This window comes from Rhizobium leguminosarum (assembly GCF_010668065.1).
Classification (GTDB): domain Bacteria; phylum Pseudomonadota; class Alphaproteobacteria; order Rhizobiales; family Rhizobiaceae; genus Rhizobium; species Rhizobium leguminosarum_S.
Map to the genome: position 1 here is coordinate 780,363 of NZ_WUEN01000001.1, position 18,645 is coordinate 799,007.

General features: G+C 59.8%; 12 protein-coding genes and 2 pseudogenes. 11 read left to right on the plus strand and 3 right to left on the minus strand.

Annotated features, from left to right (window positions below; translation table 11 throughout):
* Positions 1 to 29 precede the first annotated feature (29 nt).
* The 5 genes and pseudogenes from GR198_RS35645 to GR198_RS03605 form a co-directional block, all read left to right on the plus strand.
* A pseudogene (locus tag GR198_RS35645) lies at positions 30 to 386 on the plus strand (autotransporter outer membrane beta-barrel domain-containing protein); the annotation flags it as partial.
* A 181-nt stretch (positions 387 to 567) separates the two neighbouring features.
* Positions 568 to 765: pseudogene (locus GR198_RS03590) on the plus strand (DUF982 domain-containing protein); the annotation flags it as partial.
* Between the two features lie 569 nt (positions 766 to 1,334).
* Positions 1,335 to 1,994 carry a DUF6766 family protein gene (locus GR198_RS03595; protein WP_131631489.1) on the plus strand — a complete coding sequence of 220 codons (660 nt, stop codon included), beginning with the start codon at positions 1,335 to 1,337 and terminating at the stop codon, positions 1,992 to 1,994.
* A gap of 29 nt (positions 1,995 to 2,023) precedes the next feature.
* A complete protein-coding gene (locus tag GR198_RS03600) occupies positions 2,024 to 2,215 on the plus strand; it encodes a hypothetical protein (protein WP_164067489.1) in 192 nt (63 codons plus the stop codon).
* Between the two features lie 12 nt (positions 2,216 to 2,227).
* Positions 2,228 to 3,541: an NRAMP family divalent metal transporter gene (locus GR198_RS03605; RefSeq protein WP_164067490.1), complete on the plus strand. Its 1,314-nt coding sequence runs from the start codon at positions 2,228 to 2,230 to the stop codon at positions 3,539 to 3,541.
* A gap of 79 nt (positions 3,542 to 3,620) precedes the next feature.
* Here GR198_RS03605 and GR198_RS03610 read toward each other — a convergent pair whose 3' ends face one another.
* Complete coding sequence (locus GR198_RS03610; RefSeq protein WP_131604230.1) at positions 3,621 to 3,920, minus strand: hypothetical protein; 300 nt, start codon at positions 3,918 to 3,920, stop codon at positions 3,621 to 3,623.
* Between the two features lie 14 nt (positions 3,921 to 3,934).
* Positions 3,935 to 4,261 carry a hypothetical protein gene (locus GR198_RS03615; RefSeq protein WP_164067491.1) on the minus strand — a complete coding sequence of 109 codons (327 nt, stop codon included), beginning with the start codon at positions 4,259 to 4,261 and terminating at the stop codon, positions 3,935 to 3,937.
* 244 nt (positions 4,262 to 4,505) lie between these two features.
* Between GR198_RS03615 and GR198_RS03620 the strand changes: the two genes are divergently transcribed.
* Both GR198_RS03620 and GR198_RS03625 read left to right on the plus strand, forming a co-directional pair.
* Positions 4,506 to 4,982, plus strand: coding sequence for an Hsp20 family protein (locus GR198_RS03620; protein WP_164067492.1), 477 nt, complete (start codon positions 4,506 to 4,508; stop codon positions 4,980 to 4,982).
* A 137-nt stretch (positions 4,983 to 5,119) separates the two neighbouring features.
* Positions 5,120 to 5,284, plus strand: a complete 165-nt coding sequence (locus tag GR198_RS03625) for a hypothetical protein (RefSeq protein WP_204336997.1) — start codon at positions 5,120 to 5,122, stop codon at positions 5,282 to 5,284.
* A 108-nt stretch (positions 5,285 to 5,392) separates the two neighbouring features.
* Here the strand turns inward: GR198_RS03625 and GR198_RS03630 are convergent, their stop codons facing one another.
* Complete coding sequence (locus tag GR198_RS03630; RefSeq protein ID WP_246711039.1) at positions 5,393 to 7,078, minus strand: adenylate/guanylate cyclase domain-containing protein; 1,686 nt, start codon at positions 7,076 to 7,078, stop codon at positions 5,393 to 5,395.
* 511 nt (positions 7,079 to 7,589) lie between these two features.
* On the opposite strand from GR198_RS03630, the gene GR198_RS03635 reads away from it, so the two are divergent.
* The 4 genes from GR198_RS03635 (at position 7,590) to GR198_RS03650 (ending at position 18,559) form a co-directional block, all read left to right on the plus strand.
* Positions 7,590 to 8,198 carry an invasion associated locus B family protein gene (locus GR198_RS03635; RefSeq protein ID WP_164067497.1) on the plus strand — a complete coding sequence of 203 codons (609 nt, stop codon included), beginning with the start codon at positions 7,590 to 7,592 and terminating at the stop codon, positions 8,196 to 8,198.
* 12 nt (positions 8,199 to 8,210) lie between these two features.
* Positions 8,211 to 9,932: a ShlB/FhaC/HecB family hemolysin secretion/activation protein gene (locus tag GR198_RS03640; RefSeq protein ID WP_164067499.1), complete on the plus strand. Its 1,722-nt coding sequence runs from the start codon at positions 8,211 to 8,213 to the stop codon at positions 9,930 to 9,932.
* Positions 9,933 to 10,157: 225 nt separating this feature from the next.
* On the plus strand, positions 10,158 to 18,149 hold the full coding sequence (locus GR198_RS03645; protein ID WP_164067501.1) for a hemagglutinin repeat-containing protein: 7,992 nt from the start codon (positions 10,158 to 10,160) through the stop codon (positions 18,147 to 18,149).
* Positions 18,146 to 18,559 (plus strand): hypothetical protein, encoded by a 414-nt coding sequence (locus GR198_RS03650; protein ID WP_246711040.1) that lies wholly within the window; start codon positions 18,146 to 18,148, stop codon positions 18,557 to 18,559. The genes GR198_RS03645 and GR198_RS03650 overlap by 4 nt, the downstream gene beginning before the upstream one ends.
* The last annotated feature ends 86 nt before the right edge of the window (positions 18,560 to 18,645 follow it).

The window sequence follows — 18,645 nt, forward strand, 5'->3', positions numbered from 1 at the left end:
AATCCGACGCGGTCGCGACCTTGCACTCCGATGGCCTTCGGACGACATGCCACGCCAACACCGCCGCCACCGGGATCTGGACACGCGTCGACGGCACGCATTCGCACTTCGAGCCGGAACGTTCGACCACCGGCACGTGAAAGCGGGGGAGGTGCCCTGATCAGCGGGATCAGCTTCCATGTGAACACCGCTTCGTCCGACATCTCCTCGCGCTTCGGCAAGGGCGACATCGACACCACAGGCTATGGCTTTGACGGCACCTGACCTGGTACGGCAAGAGCGCCTTCGACGTCGACACGCAGGCTGCCGTGACCTGGTACGATAGCGATCTCAAGTCCTCGACGCTTCAAACTTCGCTTGCCGACGGCCTCGGTTATAGGTTCGCGTCATGTCCGTTCCATTCGAGCCGATCGTGCCCCCCGCAACCGGACCCCGCTCGCTTTCCTGGCGAGGAGCCTTCTCCTGATCCGGAACCGGAGGAGGGCCGCCGCGCCAATCAGCCGTACATCGTCCCATTGCCCCGACGTGAGGAATGCTTTGCCAAGGCCTTCGCCTCATATCAGTCCGCCACTGCGTCATGGAGAGCGCCATGAACGCGCGGTGAAGACGTGCCGTGGCGCTCTCAACGGGGCTATTGCCAGCATCGTCGCGCGCGAGGCCTTCGTGGCGGCCTGCCTCGAAGCCGGCATGCCGTCCATCCTTGCCCCGTGGAAGAGAAAGCCGAGAACGCATCCGGCTCGGCCAGCACGTCTCGTTGCCAGTTAAAGTAGAAACGATGATCTCGCCTCGGGTGGGGCGAGGTCTGGCATAAGCGCGCTTTTCCTCGTAAATGGCTGGGCGAACGCCGTGATGGAACTTCCGGCTGTCAGCCGGCATTTCGCTGTCGGACGGGAGGGCGTCGCAGCGTATGCAATCACCGAAACAGCGGTTCGTATCCTTCGCGTCCTCCATGGCGCGCACGAATGGCCAAACACTTTGCCAACGAGCTAGGCTTCGTTCTCAATGCTGAGATTCAACGGGTCGGTAGTTCGAACTGGTTCAAGGCGACCATTCGGAGAGAACCACTCCAAAGGGTTCTGCCGAGACCGAGAACGGACTGATTTTTCTCAGTAATGATCTACGCTTGCGCCGCAGTCATAAACTCGCGTTGAACCTCAACAGCTCTGGAACATCGCACGCTTTCGGTTCGGAAACCTGAGCATATGACCTGGTCTGGGCGATCATCAACGGCACGGAACCACCCACGAGGGCCGGCGCCGCACGACCGCATAAGTGGGAACGTAATTCCCGATCAGGGGTTACTGCGAAGCAGTATCTCGGAAGAGGGAAACATGATGCGTACTTTACGCGACAACGGACTGTCGATCATTCTCGCAACGGCATCGCTGTTGACGATCGGTGGCATGCTGGTAACGGGTTATTTTGTCTACTATGACGAACTCGCCGACCATGGTGCTGCGCAGATCGGACTGGCAGCCTACGCGGCGTCCGGGCATTTCCTTTCATCGCTTTTTGAGAACTGGGAAAGCGAATTTTTGCAGATGTCGGCCTACGTGATGCTGACCGCTTTTCTCTTCCAGCGAGGATCGGCTGAATCCAAGGACCCGGACGAGCCTGCCGAGCAGGATGAGGACCCTGCCTCAAGGCACAATGACCCAGATGTGCCGTGGCCAGTCCGCGTTGGCGGCTTCACAAGATTTCTCTATTCCTATTCGTTGGGGATCGCACTTGGCATGCTGTTTCTTGTAACCTTTTTGCTGCATCTTCGCTACAGTGCGGAAGCCGAAAGCGCCGAGGCGCTGATACACGGCCAGCCTCCAGTCACCATGGTCCACCATCTTGCCAGTGCGCGGTTCTGGTTCGAATCCCTGCAGAACTGGCAGTCTGAATTTCTGTCAACCGCGGTCGTCGTCGTTCTGTCGATCTTCCTGCGCTTTAAGGGGTCGCCGGAGTCAAAGCCTGTCGCTTCCTCGCATCGCGAGACGGGGGCCTGAACACTTCGAGATCTGTATGGACGGGGGGCATGTTTTTCGAAAGCTTCAAACTTGAGACCCTGCAGATAGCGTCCGGCGAGACGCGCGTGCCCGCGCTTCGCCTGGCCGGCCATCGCACCCAAGTTCGTGATGACGAAAAATTCGACCGGGCCGCTTTTGGTCATCCGCTGATAACGTTCTGGCATATTGAAAGCCGTTACCTTCGAGATAGTTATGCGTGACGGGAGGAGCGCATGGAAACTTCATTCAGTGACCCATTGCCACGCGAAGCGCACCCGACACCCCGCGCGGCTGGAAAGCATGGTTCGGTCCTGAAGCAGCTCGGTCCCGGACTGATTACCGGAGCCGCCGACGACGATCCAAGCGGTATCGCGACCTATTCGCAGGCCGGAGCTCAGTTCGGCTTCAATATGCTCTGGACGATGCTGCTGACCTATCCATTGATGTCGGCGATCCAGCTCATCAGCGCCCGCATCGGCCGTGTCACGGGATGCGGCCTCGCCACCAACATCGGGGCGATATGGCCCAAGCCAGTTGTCCTCGGACTGGTACTGCTTCTATTCGTGGCGAACACGATTAACATCGGTGCCAACCTTGCTGCAATGGGAGCTTCCGCGGAACTCGCCACTGGAATACCGAGTCTTCCGGTAACCATGGTTTTCGCTGTTCTGTCCCTCACGATGCAGATGTTCATTCGTTACGAAAGCTACGCCCGATATCTCAAATGGCTGACACTCGTGTTGTTGAGCTACGTCGCCGTTCTGTTGGTTGTCGAGATCGACTGGGTCGTGGCTTTGAAGGGCTTCATATGGCCGTCCTTTCCCCTGTCAGGCGACAGTTTTACGGTCATCGTGGCGATCCTCGGAACCACGATTAGCCCCTACCTCTTTTTCTGGCAATCGAGCCAAGAGGTCGAGGAGATTGATCGCAAGGACAGCGCAGAGCCGCTCAAGAACGACCCGAGACAAGCTCCGAAGGAACTCAAGCGGATCCGTCTTGACACCTTTGCCGGAATGGCGGTTTCCAACATCGTCGCGATCGCCATCATCATGAGCACCGCAGCCACCCTCCATGCTCATGGCAAGACCGACATTGCGTCGGCTGCCGATGTCGCCGAGGCCCTCAAGCCGGTTGCGGGCGAGTTCGCATTCGTGCTGTTCAGCCTCGGCATCATCGGGACCGGCATGCTGTCCATTCCGGTGCTTGCAGGATCCGCAGCCTATGCCTTTGGCGAGAGCCAGGACTGGAAATGTGGCCTGGAGCACAAGCCGTGGGAGGCCTATGGCTTCTATGGAGTGATCGCGGCCGCCACCCTGCTGGGACTTGGCCTCGAGTTTATGCCTATCGATCCCATAAAAATGCTGTTTTGGAGTGCTGTTATTAACGGTTTCGTCGCCGTGCCGATCATGGTGGCAATGATGACGGTGGTCAGCCGTCACGAACGAATGAAGGAATTTACAGCCTCCAAGACCGTTTTGTTCTTCGGCTGGGCCGCCACCGTGGTCATGGCGGTGGCGGCGATTGCAATGATCGTTCTCAAAACATGACGTCCGCTGGAACCTCCCTCGGGCTGGCGGATTTTTACCAATGCCAATTCAAGTGTTCACCTCGCGCAATGGTCACAACCTAATGCAGCACTGAAAGCTTCGCCTGCCTCTCCAGAAGACCTTCGACGGTACCAACAAGCCTCGCGGCCCGCCGCAAGATAATCGCCCCGGTTGCGCTCACCGCGATGTCGTTGGACATCCTTTCCATACAGCCTGCCACCTCCATCATTGCCGTGCCGAGCTCGCTGTGGCCCATCCGGTCCGCCAGCCGTGCAAGGCGGCGGATGTTCTCCACGTAGCGGGAAATCACCAAGAGCCGCTGTGGCACGGGATCATAGGTAGTGGTGACAATCCGAGGTCGGGTTTGCCTGACTTTCATGTTCGGCCTCCCGCTTATCCAAGCAAAACCCAATGGCGCGCGGGCCGCGTCTGCGAGCCCTCGTCTCGCCACTCGTCGAGCTTCTTGAGCGCGTCAAGAATGTCTCTGTATCGAACCGGACGGGGGAGGCCCGGCGGATGGCGTAGTTCCGGCAACGATTCGACCGCGTGAAGGTCAGAAGCCCACGAAGCGAGAATTGCTCGTTTCTCGTCACTCGAAAGCCGCGCTGAGACGACCTCCTCCGGGCGGTCGAAGTGTCGGTGCGGGTGAAGAATGTGCGACGCGGATATCGCGTCGACCGCGTCGTGGGGGGTAGTGTGTTCAGAGCCTTTCGTTTTCATCTTGCATCTCCTAAAAACTTCCAGCTAACGGAGCGAAAATCTCCAGGTGAAAAGGAGATTGTTTCAACGAAACCAGCATTCAAGAGGTTCGAAGCGCTCCGCTCAGATTTTTTTTGAAGCGCCTCTTGAATCAAAAAATGCTCGAGACCAGATCATTTCCGTCGGTCGCCCGATGGGGCCGACAGCAACCAGGAGACGCCGGATTCCGCGTCTCCATTCCAACTCGCTTTACGGAGGATTTGGTATGAGAAACGACTTCGATTTCGCACCGCTTTATCGGTCCAGCATCGGCTTCGACCGTGTCTTCAATCTCTTGACCAACGCGCAACAGCGCCTGCAGGCCATCGACACTTGGCCGCCCTACGACATCGTCAAGACGGGCGACAACGGCTATCGCATTCAGATGGCGCTCGCCGGCTTCGCCGACGCCGATCTCGAGATCACGCAAGAGCGCAACGTGCTCGTGGTGAAGGGTCAGAAGGCCGACGAAAAGGATGGTGAGTATTTACACCGCGGTATCGCCGGCCGCGCCTTCGAGCGCCGCTTCGAGCTCGCCGATCACGTCAAGGTGGAGAACGCCTCTTTGACGAACGGCCTTCTCAGCATCGAGCTTAAGCGGGAGATCCCGGAAGCGATGAAGCCCCGCAAGATCGCGATCGGCGGCAGCGCCGGAACACGGGCCCCTCTCCAGATCGAGGGCGAGAAGCAGGACGCCGCCTGATTTGAAGGAGGAGCGGGAGCGCTGTCTTGGACGGCGCTCCGGTCCATATGTGACCCCCAGCCCATCGATGTAAGAAAGCCGGCGTCCTTTTGACGGGCCTGGCTGCTGCAGTTGGCACCGATCGCTACCACAATACAATGCATCACAAGCAGGCGCCGCCACGACGCCCGCTTTCGCAGGTCGCGCTGCAGATCGGGTTGACCGAGGACGATCCACGACTTGGCCAGCTTGGCAACGTGTTATTCCGAGACCTCGACAAGATCGCCGACGGACAGCGCCGTCTTCGGGTGCGCGCTGCCTGATCAATGTCCGGACTGACTCCGTTTTCCCAGAGACGAGGACGGGCGGCTTGTTAGCTTGCATGGCATGGCCATACTCCTCGGCCTCCGGACGTGGCCAACGACGTCCTATCACTCCGGTAATCCCGTTCCCAACAGGCCCTGTCTGAACTTCTCAGTCTGTTCGGCAGTTTCGACCACGATCCCTTGCGCCAAAAACTCCCTGATCGTCAGATCTGGGTGATTTTCGCGAACGCGTTTGGCAAGTGCGGCAGCTTCCTGGGAGCGGCCCGCCATCGACAAGCAGGCGATCATCCGGGTGCTGGTATACTTTCCGGGGTTCGGTAGCTGCTTTAGCGCCGCTAGGGCCTGCTCGTAGTCGCCCTTAAAATAGAGAAGATTACCCAAAACTGCGTGATACCAGTGAGGCGGGTAGGGGTTGAGCCGCATCCCTTCTTCGACCAAGGGAAGCGCTTCGTCTATACGGTTTCGCCTTGCCAGAAGTCCGCCGAGCTGGACCAATGCATGGGCGTCACTGGAATTGAGCTTATATGCCAGGCGGAATTCTCTTTCGGAGTTGTCAAAATCCTTCAAGTAAAGGTGAGCGAGCCCGAGTACACGATGGGCGCCAGCCTCTCCCTCGTCTAACTTTACGGCATGACGAGCAAGGGCGATCCCGTCGCGAAGTACAGCCTCCGGCGCGTTGGCATAGCCGGCGACCGCTATCCTCGCCAACGCAAGATGAGCGTGTGCCAGTGCAAAGCCTCCGTCGCCGGCAACCGCTGCTTCGAACATCTCCACTGCCTTGACGTTGTCATCCGGCTCGTAGCCTCTGAGATGCACGAGCCCTCGCAGATAATACTCGTAAGCAGCGAGGCTGGCCGGCCGCCGCCGGAGGGACTCTCGATAATCACAGCTTTCGATTTGGCCCACGAGATTTGCGACAATCATTTTCACGATCTCGTCCTGGATGCCGAAAATATCTGCCGCTTGCCGCTGATATTTCTCAGACCAGACCAACCGCTCCGTGTCGGCTTGGATCATCCGCACCGTGATCCGAACCTCGTCTCCCGACCGACGCATGTTGCCTGTCACGAGATAGTTGGCAGCGAGCTTGCGCCCAACTTCCTTTAAACCCTCCGAGCGATCACGGAACGTAAACGCTGAGGACACCGCAATCACCGACAAGCTCCTGAATCTTGCCAGACCGGAGATGATGTCCTCAGTAAAGCCGTCGACGAGGAACTCGTTCGCTGCTTCATCTGCGCTTTGAAAGGGAAGGACGGCGACGACAGTTCGAATTGACTGCTCTATTGTGGGAGTGCGAGGCCAATGCCATGCACGCACCGGCCTGGAAATATTCTTCAGATGTAGCAGTCCTCCATCTACAAACAGCCGCTGCAATTCCTCTGGGAGGATGTCGTGCGTTGCTTCTGAGATGCAGATGCCATCCGGTAACGCGTGTTGTTCGAGGCGCGCCGCAACATTCACGCCGTCGCCGAACACATCGTCCTGAGTGATCATGACCTCGGCGTAGTTTATACCAATTCGAATTCGAAGAGGATCGGTGCCACTGGCAGCTACAGCCTCGCTGGCCAGCAGATACTGTACCTGTAACGCCGTCGAGATGGCGACGGCCGGGCTGTCGAATATCGAAAGTAGGCCGTCACCCATAACTTTGATTGTCCGACCGCCACTCTTGAGGATTCGAGGCTTGAGGATCTCTTCTTGCAAGCGACTAACGCTTGCCAGTGTTCCTTCTTCTTCGGCTTCCATCATGCGCGAATAACCGACGACGTCCGTCGTCAGGATGGCCATCAGTCGTCGGGTGGTGGGCGAGGAGGACATCTGTGACAAATCCCGACTAAACGGCAAGTGCTTCGAATGGAATGTACAGTCTTACGGCACTGATGTCATTCACACGGAGAGATAACGCTCCGCAACCCTCCGTTGACAGAGCGCCGAGACCCGTGCCCGGATCCACCTCCGGGCTGCCTTGCAACGACATGATTCAGAGGCGCCTGCGTGAAAACCCATATGGGAGAGAGCATGCAGAAGTGTTTAGGCCTGCTAACGGCAGGAGTCTATCTTAGCGCATGTGTTGCACTAACTACACAACTCTCCGAAAACGAGCATGAATCGAGCAGAAGCGAAAACTACCTATCGATGTATCGCGCCAACATCTGCTATGAAGGCAGCGAGCCTATGATGGGGCTTGCTCTCCGAGCCTTTTTTCATGACATCGATAATTTGCCAGTGTGCGACAAGCACAGGCAAAATCAATTGTAGCGACATGGCTTTCCACCTGATCGAAATCTTTGCATTTTCCATGAGACGTTTTCTGAAAAGCGGCACGAAACGGGGCGGCCGGACTGTCGCGGCCGTTCTGATGGTTGTTGCTTGTGCCAATCCGTCTTTTTCGCAATCGCCTGTCCCGGCCGATAAAGCGCCGGAACAGGCGCCGGCTCAACCGACGCCTGCCATAAAATCCCAGAAGTTCGACGACTGGTATTATCGCTGCACCAGCGCTGTGGCATGCGAAGTCGCGCAGGTTGCACAAGTCGCCAAGGACGGCAAGAACGTCAATGTGCTCACGCTGGCGATATCAACTGCGCCAGCCGACGCCCAGCGCAAGGGCGAGAAAGGCAAATCACGGCTGGTGCTGACCGCCCTTCTGCCCCTCAACGTCTTCCTGCCTTCGGGCCTGTCGATCAGGGCCGACGGCAAACCGGTCGCCAAGCTCGACTACCGCAATTGCAACGCGGCCGGATGCTGGGCGCAACTGGCGCTGGATACGAAGACGACGACGGCATTGAAGAAGGGCGCTACCGCCGAAGGGCTGGTGCGGCTGATGAACGGCCAGGACGTCAATATTCGCTTTTCGCTGAAAGGGCTGAAGCCGGCCCTCGACGAACTCCAGTCCATTTCAGTGAAGTAGCCGAATTTCGAAATGACCGCAGAAATTCGATCCTTCCTCGTCGCCGGCACCATCTTCGGCATGAGCATCGCGCCCGCCTTCGCGCAGTCGCCTGCCGATGATTTTACGCGCCGCCAGGAAGAACAGGCGCAAAAGCAGCGGCTGGATGCCCTTCGCCAGGCAACGCCGGGCGGTGGCGCGGAGACGGAAAGCGGGCCTTTGCAAGCCGGCCAGGGCAAAGGCGCCTGCTTCGACATCACCCGTATCGAGATCGAAGGGGCGAACCTGCTGTCGCCGAGCGAACTCGGCAAAGTGACGGCGCCTTATGGCAACCGATGCGTCGGCCTCGCCGAGATCAACGCCGTGCTCCGGGATGTCACCCATCTCTATATCGATCATGGCTATGTGACCTCGCGGGCCTACGTGCCGCAGCAGGATATCGCCAAGACCAAGATCCTTCGGCTGCTGGTCGTCGAAGGCACGCTGTCGGACATCTATCTCAACGGCAAGAAAGTGGCCGGCAGCGGTTCGCTGGCAACAGCCTTTCCGGGTCTGATCGGCCGGGTCGTCAATATCCGCGATATCGAGCAGGGGCTCGACCAGATGAACCGGCTGCAGGCCAATGACGCCAAGTCGGCGATGCTGCCCGGCCCCAAGGACGGAACATCAATCCTCAACATCGAGAACCGCCCCGGCCGGCCCTGGCACGTCTCCTTCGGAAACAACAATTTGGGTCAGGAAAGCACCGGTTTTTCCAGAAGCTCCACGTCGCTCGGCTTCGACGATGTGCTCGATATCAACGATCAGTGGAATTTCTCCTACGAACATAGCGGACCGGACTATCCCTGGGGCAATGACGGCAGGGGCTATGGCAACAGCTATTCCGGCAGCGTCAGCGTCCCCTACGGTTATTCCACCGTTTCACTGAACGGGTCCTGGTACCAGTATGAAAGCGCCGTCGAAGGAAACTTCAGCACGCTCGAAACCTCCGGCAATTCGGGGCAGGCGGGTCTCGGCATCGATCGCGTCGTCTTGCGCGACAAGGATTCGATCACCACTGTCCGCAGTAGCCTGACCTACAAGCAGACGGATAACTTCCTGCTCGGCAACCTGATCGAGGTCGGCAGCCGCCGCTATACGGTCGGCGAGATAGGCATTTCCCATTCCCGCCGCATGTTCGGCGGCATCTGGGTATTCGACGCCAGCTATGACAAGGGGCTCGGTCTCTTCGATGCCGTGGAACCAGGGGATCCAGGCGCCGGTAACGCCGATCCGCGATTTTCGAAATTCAATGCCACGATCAGCGTGACGCAGCCGTTCACGCTGGCGGGCCGGCAGTTCGAGCTGACCTCGCTCATCAGCGGTCAATATTCTCCCGACAATCTCCTTGGCGCGGAACAGATCTCGCTAGGCAGCTACAGCAATGTCCGCGGCACGCGCGAAAGCGTGCTCTTCGGCAATAATGGCATGTTCAGCCACAACGAGATCGTCTGGAGAACGGGGTCCAACCAAGGCGGCGGCGCGGCGGCGAAGGCGTTCGGCGAGCTGCGCCCCTATCTCGGCTTCGATTACGGCCACATCTACGCGCAGCAGCGCTTCGATATGTCAGGCGGCGATCTCGCCAGTTGGACGTTCGGCGTCCGGACCGCCGGCGGCAATATCAGCGCCGACCTCGGCTATTCCGAGATTGTTGCAAGCAGCGTCGACGGTGTCGACGGCGGGCTCTTTTATTTCAGTGCATCCGCTCATTGGTAGTGAAGCGAGAAGTGAAGATGCCCCTCTGCATCAGGATGGTTGGGAGTAATAGCCAGCCATGATTGCTGCACCGCGATAAATGACGATGTTTTCTTCGGATTGCATTTACCTCAAGTACAGGCGGAAGTTGACCACGACCAATGGCTGTGGTCTCGGTCCTGCTGAAAAATTACAACTGCGGCGGGATTTATCCGTCGTGCAGACTTCAGGGCGCGGAAGACAGTGATGAGCGAAGAGCGGTTGGGGCGGACGGCGGCAACAAGGGGCGTCGCCGGCGCAAATGAAAGAGCTGGTCTCAGGCCGGCACGTCTTTTCAGGCAATCGCTGGCGCTCCTGCTCAGCAGTTTGCTCGTGCTACAGCCGATGCTTGCCAATGCCCAGTCGGTCTCGGCAAGCACCACGGCGCCCGCCGCCAATCAGCCGGGCGTCGGCACGGCGCCAAACGGCGTGCCGCTCATCGACATCGTCACGCCGAACAGCAAGGGCCTGTCGCATAACAAATACGACAGTTTCAACGTCGGCACGCCGGGCCTCATCCTCAACAACTTTAAGGGCGAGGTCGGCAACTCCAATCTCGGCGGCGTCACGCCGGGGAACCCCAATCTCAACAGCTCCGGTCCGGCATCGGTCATCCTCAACGAGGTGATCAGCGGCAACCGCTCGGCATTGAACGGTGCGATCGAGGTGTTCGGCGGACGAGCCGACGTCGTCATCGCCAATCCGAACGGCATCACCTGCGACGGCTGCGGCTTCATCAACACGCCGCATGCAACGCTAACCACAGGCGTCCCCGATATCGGCGCGGACGGCACGCTGAAGGGCTTCACGGTCAACGGCGGCGATGTCACCATCGGAACGAATGGCGGCAACTTCGCTGCCGGGCCTGGCGCGGTCGACCTCTTCGATATCGTCTCGCGCTCCGTGCACGTCAACGGCGCGGTCTTCGGCAAGGATCTTCGCGTCACGGCCGGCCGTAATCAATTCGATTATGCTACCGGCAACGCCACGCCGCTTGCGGCGACGTCCGGCACCCCAGAATATGCGATCGACGGTTCGGCGCTCGGCGCCATGCAGGCCGACCGCATCAAGATCGTGGTTACCGAGCGCGGCGCCGGCGTGCGCATGCGCGGCGACATGGCCGCCAATGCCGGCGAGCTGTCTCTGTCTGCCGACGGCAAGATCTCGGTCGGCAACGTCTCCGGCCAGCAGGGCGTTTCGATCTCCTCGAAGGCGAAGGTGACGGCTTCCAAGGTCACGTCGAAGGCAAAGGTCGCCGTTCAAGCGGATCAGGGCATCACCCTCGATACGGTCGCCGCCGATGACGATATCCTGCTGTCGAGCGGCAGCGGGTTGTTGAGTGTCGGCGGCGAGGTGAATAGCGCCGCCAACGTTGAGATGACGTCGGCCGCCGGAATTGCGGCCGACAGCGTCATGGCCGGGCAGACGCTTACCCTGTCCGCCACCTCAGGCGACATCCAGATTGCCGGTGCGGCAAAGAGCGGCGATGCGCTGGCGATCACCGCGACATCAGGCTCGATCGCCGCGGCCTCGCTTGTCAGCGGCAACAATCTCACGCTTTCCGCCGGCGCCGACATCGCCGTATCGGGCGATGTCCTGGCTGAGGGCGACGTCACGGCTTCGGGCCGTTCGATCGCAGCCGCGACGATCGCCTCCGGCGTCGATCTCGCCGCCACCGCTCAATCCGCCAATGCCGCACTGGTGCTGCAGCCGGCGGGCGACATAAGCCTTGCCGCCACGAATGGTTCGATCACCGTTTCCAACGCGCTGAGCAGCGGCGATCTTTCGGCCAATGCCAGCCAGAATCTCGCCTATACCAAGCTGCAGAGCCTCGGCAGTGCCGATCTCTCCGCTGCCGGCCAGATCAGCTACGGCAATCCCACCAGCGCCAAGAGAAACCTGACGCTCACCACCACCACTATCGATCTCTCCAATGGCGGCGCAGGCAACATCGCCGCCGGCGGCACGCTGACGCTCAACGCCGATAGCGCCAATCTCAGCAATAACAGCCTCACTCTCGGAGGGCTCACCCTCAATCTATCAGATGCTGCCGATCTCAGCGGCACCAGGATCAATGCCGTCACCAATGCCGGCGGTTCGGGCGACATCGCCATCAACGCCGGCGGCCTCTCCACCTCGGCCGGCACGGCGCTGCTCGCCGCCCACGACCTGACCCTGACGCTGCCGTCTCTCACCAATGCCGGCCAATTGGCCGCCGGCGACGATCTGACGCTCAACATATCCGGCAATTTCACCAACAGCGCCACGGGCCTGGCCTATGCCGGCCACGACGCGGGCCTGTTCATCGGCGGGGTGCTCACCAACAATCAAGGCGCCATCCTCGCCGGCAACGATCTTGAGATTGCCGGGACGACATCGGGACTAAGAAACACTGAAGTCACCAATATTTCCGGCCTGATCCAGGCTGGAAACGACATGTCCATCCTGACGGCCAATCTGACCAACCGGCGGGCCGTCACACCGCAATGGACGAGCGGGACGCTGGTTTCCTCGGGCGTCGTCAGCGGCTTCACGCTCAATCCCGTCGCCGCCGGCCTGCCTTTCGGCTATCTCGAGACCGCAGACCAGAACATGTACCAGCTCTATGCCGGGGTCGATCCGGGGCTGTGGCAGGATTATCAGCCGCTGCTCTGGTCGAAGGCGACGCTCGCCGACGGCACGACGTATCGTGCATGGACATGGATCTCGGCCGATGGACCCGAAAAGGTCGAGCCGATCATCGAATGGATCAGGGCCCGCGTGCCGAGGGACGCGAACGGCAATCCCGTTGTCGATCCCAACAATCCGTCGCGCTATTTCATCGTCGACGAGGTCAATTTCAGCGGCTCGGATGAAAGCACCACCTATAGCTGGGATTGGTCGTCCCACCTCAGCCAGTCGGTCTACGAAGATCGGTTGGTCGGCACGCTCAGCCCGGAAGCGACGATCCGGGCGACTCGCAACCTCACCATCGACGCCACGAATCTGACCAATGCCTACAGCTCGATCGAGGCCGGCGGCGGCGCGACGCTGCGGGGCTCGACACTGACCAATACCGGCGTCAGCCTTTTCCGCACGACGACGACGACCTGCCATGCCCAAGGCGCCTGCACGGCCTATAATGCCAATGGCACTGCCAATCCCTCGAAGAACATCGCCAACGGCTCGACGATCGTCAGCTCCGTCCAGGCGATCGGCGGCGTATCGGCCAACATCAAGGCCGGCGGCGTGCTTTCCGTCGATTTCGGCAGCGTCAACAACACATCGGCGGCCGGCTCGATGGCTGGTGGCGCTAGCGTCACCCCCGCAAGCAATCCCGGCGATCCGCTCTCGGCGCTCTCCGGCCTGACCGCGGGCGGCGCGCTGTTCAACGTCAATTCGGGGCTCGGCAGTGCCGCCCTCGCGCCCCCAACCAATCCGGATTCCGGCGGCTTCGGCGGCAAGATAGCCCACCAGACCTTCCTGTTCGAAACCCGCGCAGCCTACCTCGATGTCGGCACCTTCTATGGCTCCGGCTATTTCATGGACAAAATCGGCTATCAGCCGGAGACGACGGTTCCCTTCCTCGGCGATGCCTATTTCGAAAACCAACTGATCGACACGCAGTTGCGGCAGCTCGTCGGCGAAGGGCTCGGCAGAAGCACCTTTATCGCCGGCGGCAATGCAATCGAGCAGATGAAGACGCTGCTGGACAACGGTGCCACCTATGCGAATGATCATGGCCTGGCCGTCGGCCAGGGCCTGACCCCTGAGCAGGCGGCGGCCCTCACCGAGTCGATCGTCCTCTACCAATGGCAGACCGTCAACGGCGTCCAGGTGCTGGCTCCGGTCGTTTATGTTGCCGCCGCTGACCGGCAGAAGCTTTCCGGCGCCGGCGCGGCCATGGCGGGCGGCTCGGTCAATATGAATGTCGGCAATCTCGACAATTCCGGCCTGATCGCGTCGGCAGGCGGCCTTACCGTCTCCGGCAGCTCCATCCAGGGCAGCGGCACTTTCCTGTCGCGCGGCGACACGGCGCTCAATGCCACCAACGGCATCACGCTCGCCGCCCAGACGATGACGATCGGCGGCCAGAACGTCGTCAATACCAATGCAGGCGTGACGGCAGGCGGCAATCTGCAGCTTGCCGGCGGCGGCGATCTGGCGCTGACGGGCGTCAAGGTCAATGCCACAGGCAACGCTTCGCTCACCGGTAAAAACGTAACGCTGGATGCGGCAAAGGTCGACAATAGTGGTCAACAAAATGCCACGGGCACTCAGATCGCCAGCGGCGGGGCCTTGACGATCAAGGCCACCGACAATGTCAACGTCATCGGCAGTTCCGCCAAGGCGGGCACGATGCTCGACGTGACCGCCGACAACGGCTCGGTGGCCGTGGTGGCGACCGATGTCGCCCGCGACAACCAATCCGGCTACACCAGGACCCTCTCCACCGATCAGCAGCAATCGCAGCTTTCCGCCGGCACGAATGCGACGGTCAAGGCCGGCGACGACATCCTGCTCTCCGGCTCCTCGGTCAAGGCCGAAGGCAATGTCGCGCTCAGCGCCGGCGACGATATCAACATCACCGCCGCGCAGGAGCATTCCGCATCCACCTTCGGCAAGAAGTCTGCTTCGTCGATCACCCATGTCGGTTCGGAGATATCCGCCGGCGGCGACCTCTCGGTGACGGCGGGCAATAGCAGCGGCGATCACGACCTCAATATCGTCGGCAGCAAGCTTACCGCCGACGGGAAGGTCGGTCTCAAGGCCGACGGCGAGGTGACGATCGCCGAAGCCACCGACACCGCTACCCTCGACACAAAGCTCAGCATCAAGGGCGGTTTCCTCGGCAGCAGCGAGAAGACGACCACGCATCTGGAAACGACGACGGCCGTCGGTTCCGCCATCACAGGCGGTGGTGGCGTCGATATTGAATCCGGCAAGGACACGGTCATCTCGGCCTCGAAGATCGAGGCCGGCAATGAGAGCGGCACGGCGGATCTGAACATCACCGCCGGCGGCTACCTCGTGATCGCATCCGGCAAGGATACCAGCGCCAAGGACGACAAGGGCTCGCGCAGCGGCTTCCTGTCCAAGGGCTCGTCCAGCTACAAGAGCTACGACGAGACGACCGTCGCCTCCGAACTCGGCGCATCCGGCGATATCAATCTGAGCGCCGGCGGCGCGGCGGTTATCGCCGGCTCGAAGGCTGATGCCGATGGGTCTATCAGCGTGGTGGGCGACAGCATCTCGGTCATCGGGGCGGCCGAACAGCACGCACTTGAAATCACCCGCAAGGAATCCGGCCTCTTCGTCGGCTCCGGCGATGGCTTTATCTCCCTCTGGGGCAAGGAGCAGAAGAGCGGCAAGCAGGCCTCTGAGCTGAACATGGCATCGGTGCTCTCTGCCGGAACCGACGTGGCGCTGAAGTCCCGCGAGACCGATGTCAACATTCTCGGCTCGCAGATCTACGCCAACGACAACATCACGCTGGACGCGGCCCGCGACGTCAATATCACCCCAGGCGCCGAAAGCGCCTCGTCCGCGGAAAAGGAAAAGCGCTCCGGCTTCGGCATCGCCTTCAGCTCCGGCAATGGCGGCGCCTCGATCGGCATTGGTTACGGGAGCGCCACGGACAACACCGCGCAGTCGTCCTCGACAAACGCCGTCTCGACGCTGTCGGCCGGCCGAGACGTGACGATCACAGCCGGGCGCGACGCCAATCTGCAAGCCGCCCAGACCGAAGCCGGCCGCGACGTCAACGTCCTTGCAGCACGCGATATCAATCTGCTCTCGGCCCAGGATGTCAGCAACTACACGGAGATGCACAAGCAGCTCTTCGCCGGCGTCAGCCTCAATGTGTCCTCCGGGTTAATTAGCGCCGGACAGGGTATAGCTTCCGCCGTAAGTGATCTCGGCGGCGCCAACGGCAATTACGCGCTGGCGCCCGCAATCCTTGCCGGCTATCAGACCTACAACGCTCTCACCGGCATCAATACCGACGCCCTGAAAAACATGCAGGGCCTCACCGACTGGGCAGGTCTTCAGAAATCGGGCCTCGGTTCCGTTTCGCTGACGGTGGGCTTCAACGTCTCGAAGAGCGAACAGAGCGCTTCGACCGGCGTTCCTGTCGTCACCAGCATCGGGGCCGGCCGTTCGGTGACGGTGGCTGCGCAATCGGGCGACATTACTGGCCGCGGTGTGCAGATCGCGGCGGGCTCGCCAGAGTATCCGCAGAACGGCGACGTGTTCTTGTCGGCCGGTGGCAACATCGACCTTAGGAGCGCTGAGGCAACGAGCAGTTCCTCCTCCAGCAGTCAATCGACGAGTGCTGCTATCGGTGTTGATCTTGCCAGCGGCGGCCTCACCGGCAACGCAAGCTATGGCAAGGGCACGGAGCAGGCGAGCGGCGTCACTCAGATCAACAGCCATGTCATCGGCAGCGGCAACGTCACGATCGTCTCCGGTGGCGACACAACGCTGGCTGGCGCGGTGATCTCGGGCAATCGCGTGACGACCGTGGTTGGCGGCGATCTGAACATTATCAGCCGCCAGGACACCGCCACCTATGCCGAAAACACTCTTAGCGCCGGCATCGGCTTTACGCCTAAATCCGGTCTCTCCGGCGGCGTTCAGAAGGGGAGAACCGAGGGTGATTACGCCAATGTCGGCGAGCAGAGCGGTATCATCGCCGGCTCTGGCGGCTATCACGTCACGGTGGGCGACAATGTCGATCTGGTCGGAGGCGTCGTCGGTTCCACCGCCGATCCCGCCAACAATAATCTAACAGCAAGATCGCTCACCTGGTCGAACATCGAGAACCGCTCCGAGGCCTCCACCTCGAGCTACGGCGTAGGGCTGACGCCCAGCGGCATTCCGGTTCCGGTCGTCGGCCAGCCGGCGCAGGAGGGAGATCACGGCGTCGCCCGTGCCACGCTCTCTCCCGGCCAGTTGACGCTCACCAACCAGACCCAGGACCTTGCCGGCCTCAACACCGATCTCTCCAAGGCCAACAACACCGTCGAGCCCTTCGACATTGATAGGCTGAAGGCGAGGCAGGCAAGCGCAGCAGCAGTGTCGGCACTCTTGAACATCGCCGTCGGCGATCTTTCGACCAGGCTAGGCTTTGCCGAGGGCAGTTCGGAGAAGATTGCCCTGCACGCGGCTGTAGGTGCGCTCGTTTCACAAATTGCCGGCGGCAACATCGGAACGGGGGCGCTCGCCGGCGCCGTCAGCGAAATTGCCAACGGCGTGCTGCAGGATGTGCTAAAAGCCAACCCCAATCTTACCGAGGACCAGAAGAGCGCCATCACCCAGTGGGTGGCTGCCATCGTCGGGGTTGCCGTTGGCGGTGAGACGGGCGTGGCAACAGCGCTCGACAACATCAATTATAATTTCCTGACGCACAAGCAGCGCGATGATCTCGCCAAAGAGTTGGGAGATTGCGCCAGCGCCGCTGATCCCGCCTCGTGTAAGGCTATCGTTTCGGAAAAATACAGCGAACTCGACTTCAATCAGGACCGTCAGCTCGATGCCTGCCGTACCAGGCAGTGTGTCCAGGATCTATTGGGTGACCTGAATGGCGACCCGCGCTTCGAGTATCTCGATGTTGTAAAGCTGCAGGAGCTTGGCGTAAGCGAGGCTTTGGCGCAGCGTCTTCTCTCTAATCAGGTTATGGAGCGGTGGCTGACGGCGGACGCCACGCAATTCGAGCTAAAGCTGATGGATGTCCTGGCTGGCGTCGGCTATTGCGAGGATAATGGTCAGTCGAATGGTTGCTTTGCCACGGGGCAGGCTCTCCATTATGCATCGTCAACCGTTGTCGAGCTCGCTTACCTTGCGACTGGATTGCGGATTGACGCTGCGGCAAGGGAAGCTACCGGGGCCAAGACAGGGACTGTCTGGGATGATATTCTTCCGACGGCAGGAGATTTGCCAAATACCAAAATACCTGCGACCTTTAAGCTCAAAGCGGGAGAAATGGAATTCTATGTCAATTCAAATGCTACAAAGCATATGCCTGAATATCTCAAAAACAATTCAAATATTACTAATGATCAAGTTCTCCTGCAGAGCTTTTCGGCAGCGGTAAAAGAAATATCATCTGCTGGAAGTGTCGAATATGGCAAGTTATACAACTTAAACGGCTGGGAAATTATTTTTAGCAAAAGACCGACGGACCTTCTCCCTGTGATCAAACATGCTTTGTACAAATGACTGATATAACTTTTGACTCGGAAAACGTTTCCTTGGAGCTGGGCTTTCTAGAGCTCGATCCAAACGACCAACGCTCAACGCGTTGGAGCGTCCGGTTGGGTATAAAACATTCCACAGGATGTTTTTCCTACCTCGCGACAGATGTTTGGTTTGATACAGACATGTGGGATGAATTTAGGATCGATCTGTCATCGAAAGAGCCTAAAACCCTCAAGCTTTTGGACATGAGCGAATACTTCCGCTTTGTCATCGAACGAACTTCAACATGCTTTGAAATTACAATTCAAGTGCATGAGCCGATCATTTCACAAGCAACGATACGCCTTGAAGCTCACTTGAAGAGCGACCTGGATGGGCCGCTTCTTCGCAACCTGGGCGATGCTTTCGCAGCTTGTCCGAAGTATTGGTAAGTTGAGCTCTTAGCGATCGCCGTGGTTCGGATCCGGCAAAATGGCATTGTTGAGCATGTAATTGCGTCGGCCGCCGATCTGCTGGC

Bases quoted from the DNA above. Each gene is read 5' to 3' on its own strand.
- GR198_RS03595 (WP_131631489.1), top strand. From the start codon at position 1,335: ATGCGTACTTTACGCGACAACGGACTGTCGATCATTCTCGCAACGGCA.
- GR198_RS03600 (WP_164067489.1), top strand. From the start codon at position 2,024: ATGTTTTTCGAAAGCTTCAAACTTGAGACCCTGCAGATAGCGTCCGGC.
- GR198_RS03605 (WP_164067490.1), top strand. From the start codon at position 2,228: ATGGAAACTTCATTCAGTGACCCATTGCCACGCGAAGCGCACCCGACA.
- GR198_RS03610 (WP_131604230.1), bottom strand. From the start codon at position 3,920: ATGAAAGTCAGGCAAACCCGACCTCGGATTGTCACCACTACCTATGAT.
- GR198_RS03615 (WP_164067491.1), bottom strand. From the start codon at position 4,261: ATGAAAACGAAAGGCTCTGAACACACTACCCCCCACGACGCGGTCGAC.
- GR198_RS03620 (WP_164067492.1), top strand. From the start codon at position 4,506: ATGAGAAACGACTTCGATTTCGCACCGCTTTATCGGTCCAGCATCGGC.
- GR198_RS03625 (WP_204336997.1), top strand. From the start codon at position 5,120: ATGCATCACAAGCAGGCGCCGCCACGACGCCCGCTTTCGCAGGTCGCG.
- GR198_RS03630 (WP_246711039.1), bottom strand. From the start codon at position 7,078: ATGGCCATCCTGACGACGGACGTCGTCGGTTATTCGCGCATGATGGAA.
- GR198_RS03635 (WP_164067497.1), top strand. From the start codon at position 7,590: ATGAGACGTTTTCTGAAAAGCGGCACGAAACGGGGCGGCCGGACTGTC.
- GR198_RS03640 (WP_164067499.1), top strand. From the start codon at position 8,211: ATGACCGCAGAAATTCGATCCTTCCTCGTCGCCGGCACCATCTTCGGC.
- GR198_RS03645 (WP_164067501.1), top strand. From the start codon at position 10,158: ATGAGCGAAGAGCGGTTGGGGCGGACGGCGGCAACAAGGGGCGTCGCC.
- GR198_RS03650 (WP_246711040.1), top strand. From the start codon at position 18,146: ATGACTGATATAACTTTTGACTCGGAAAACGTTTCCTTGGAGCTGGGC.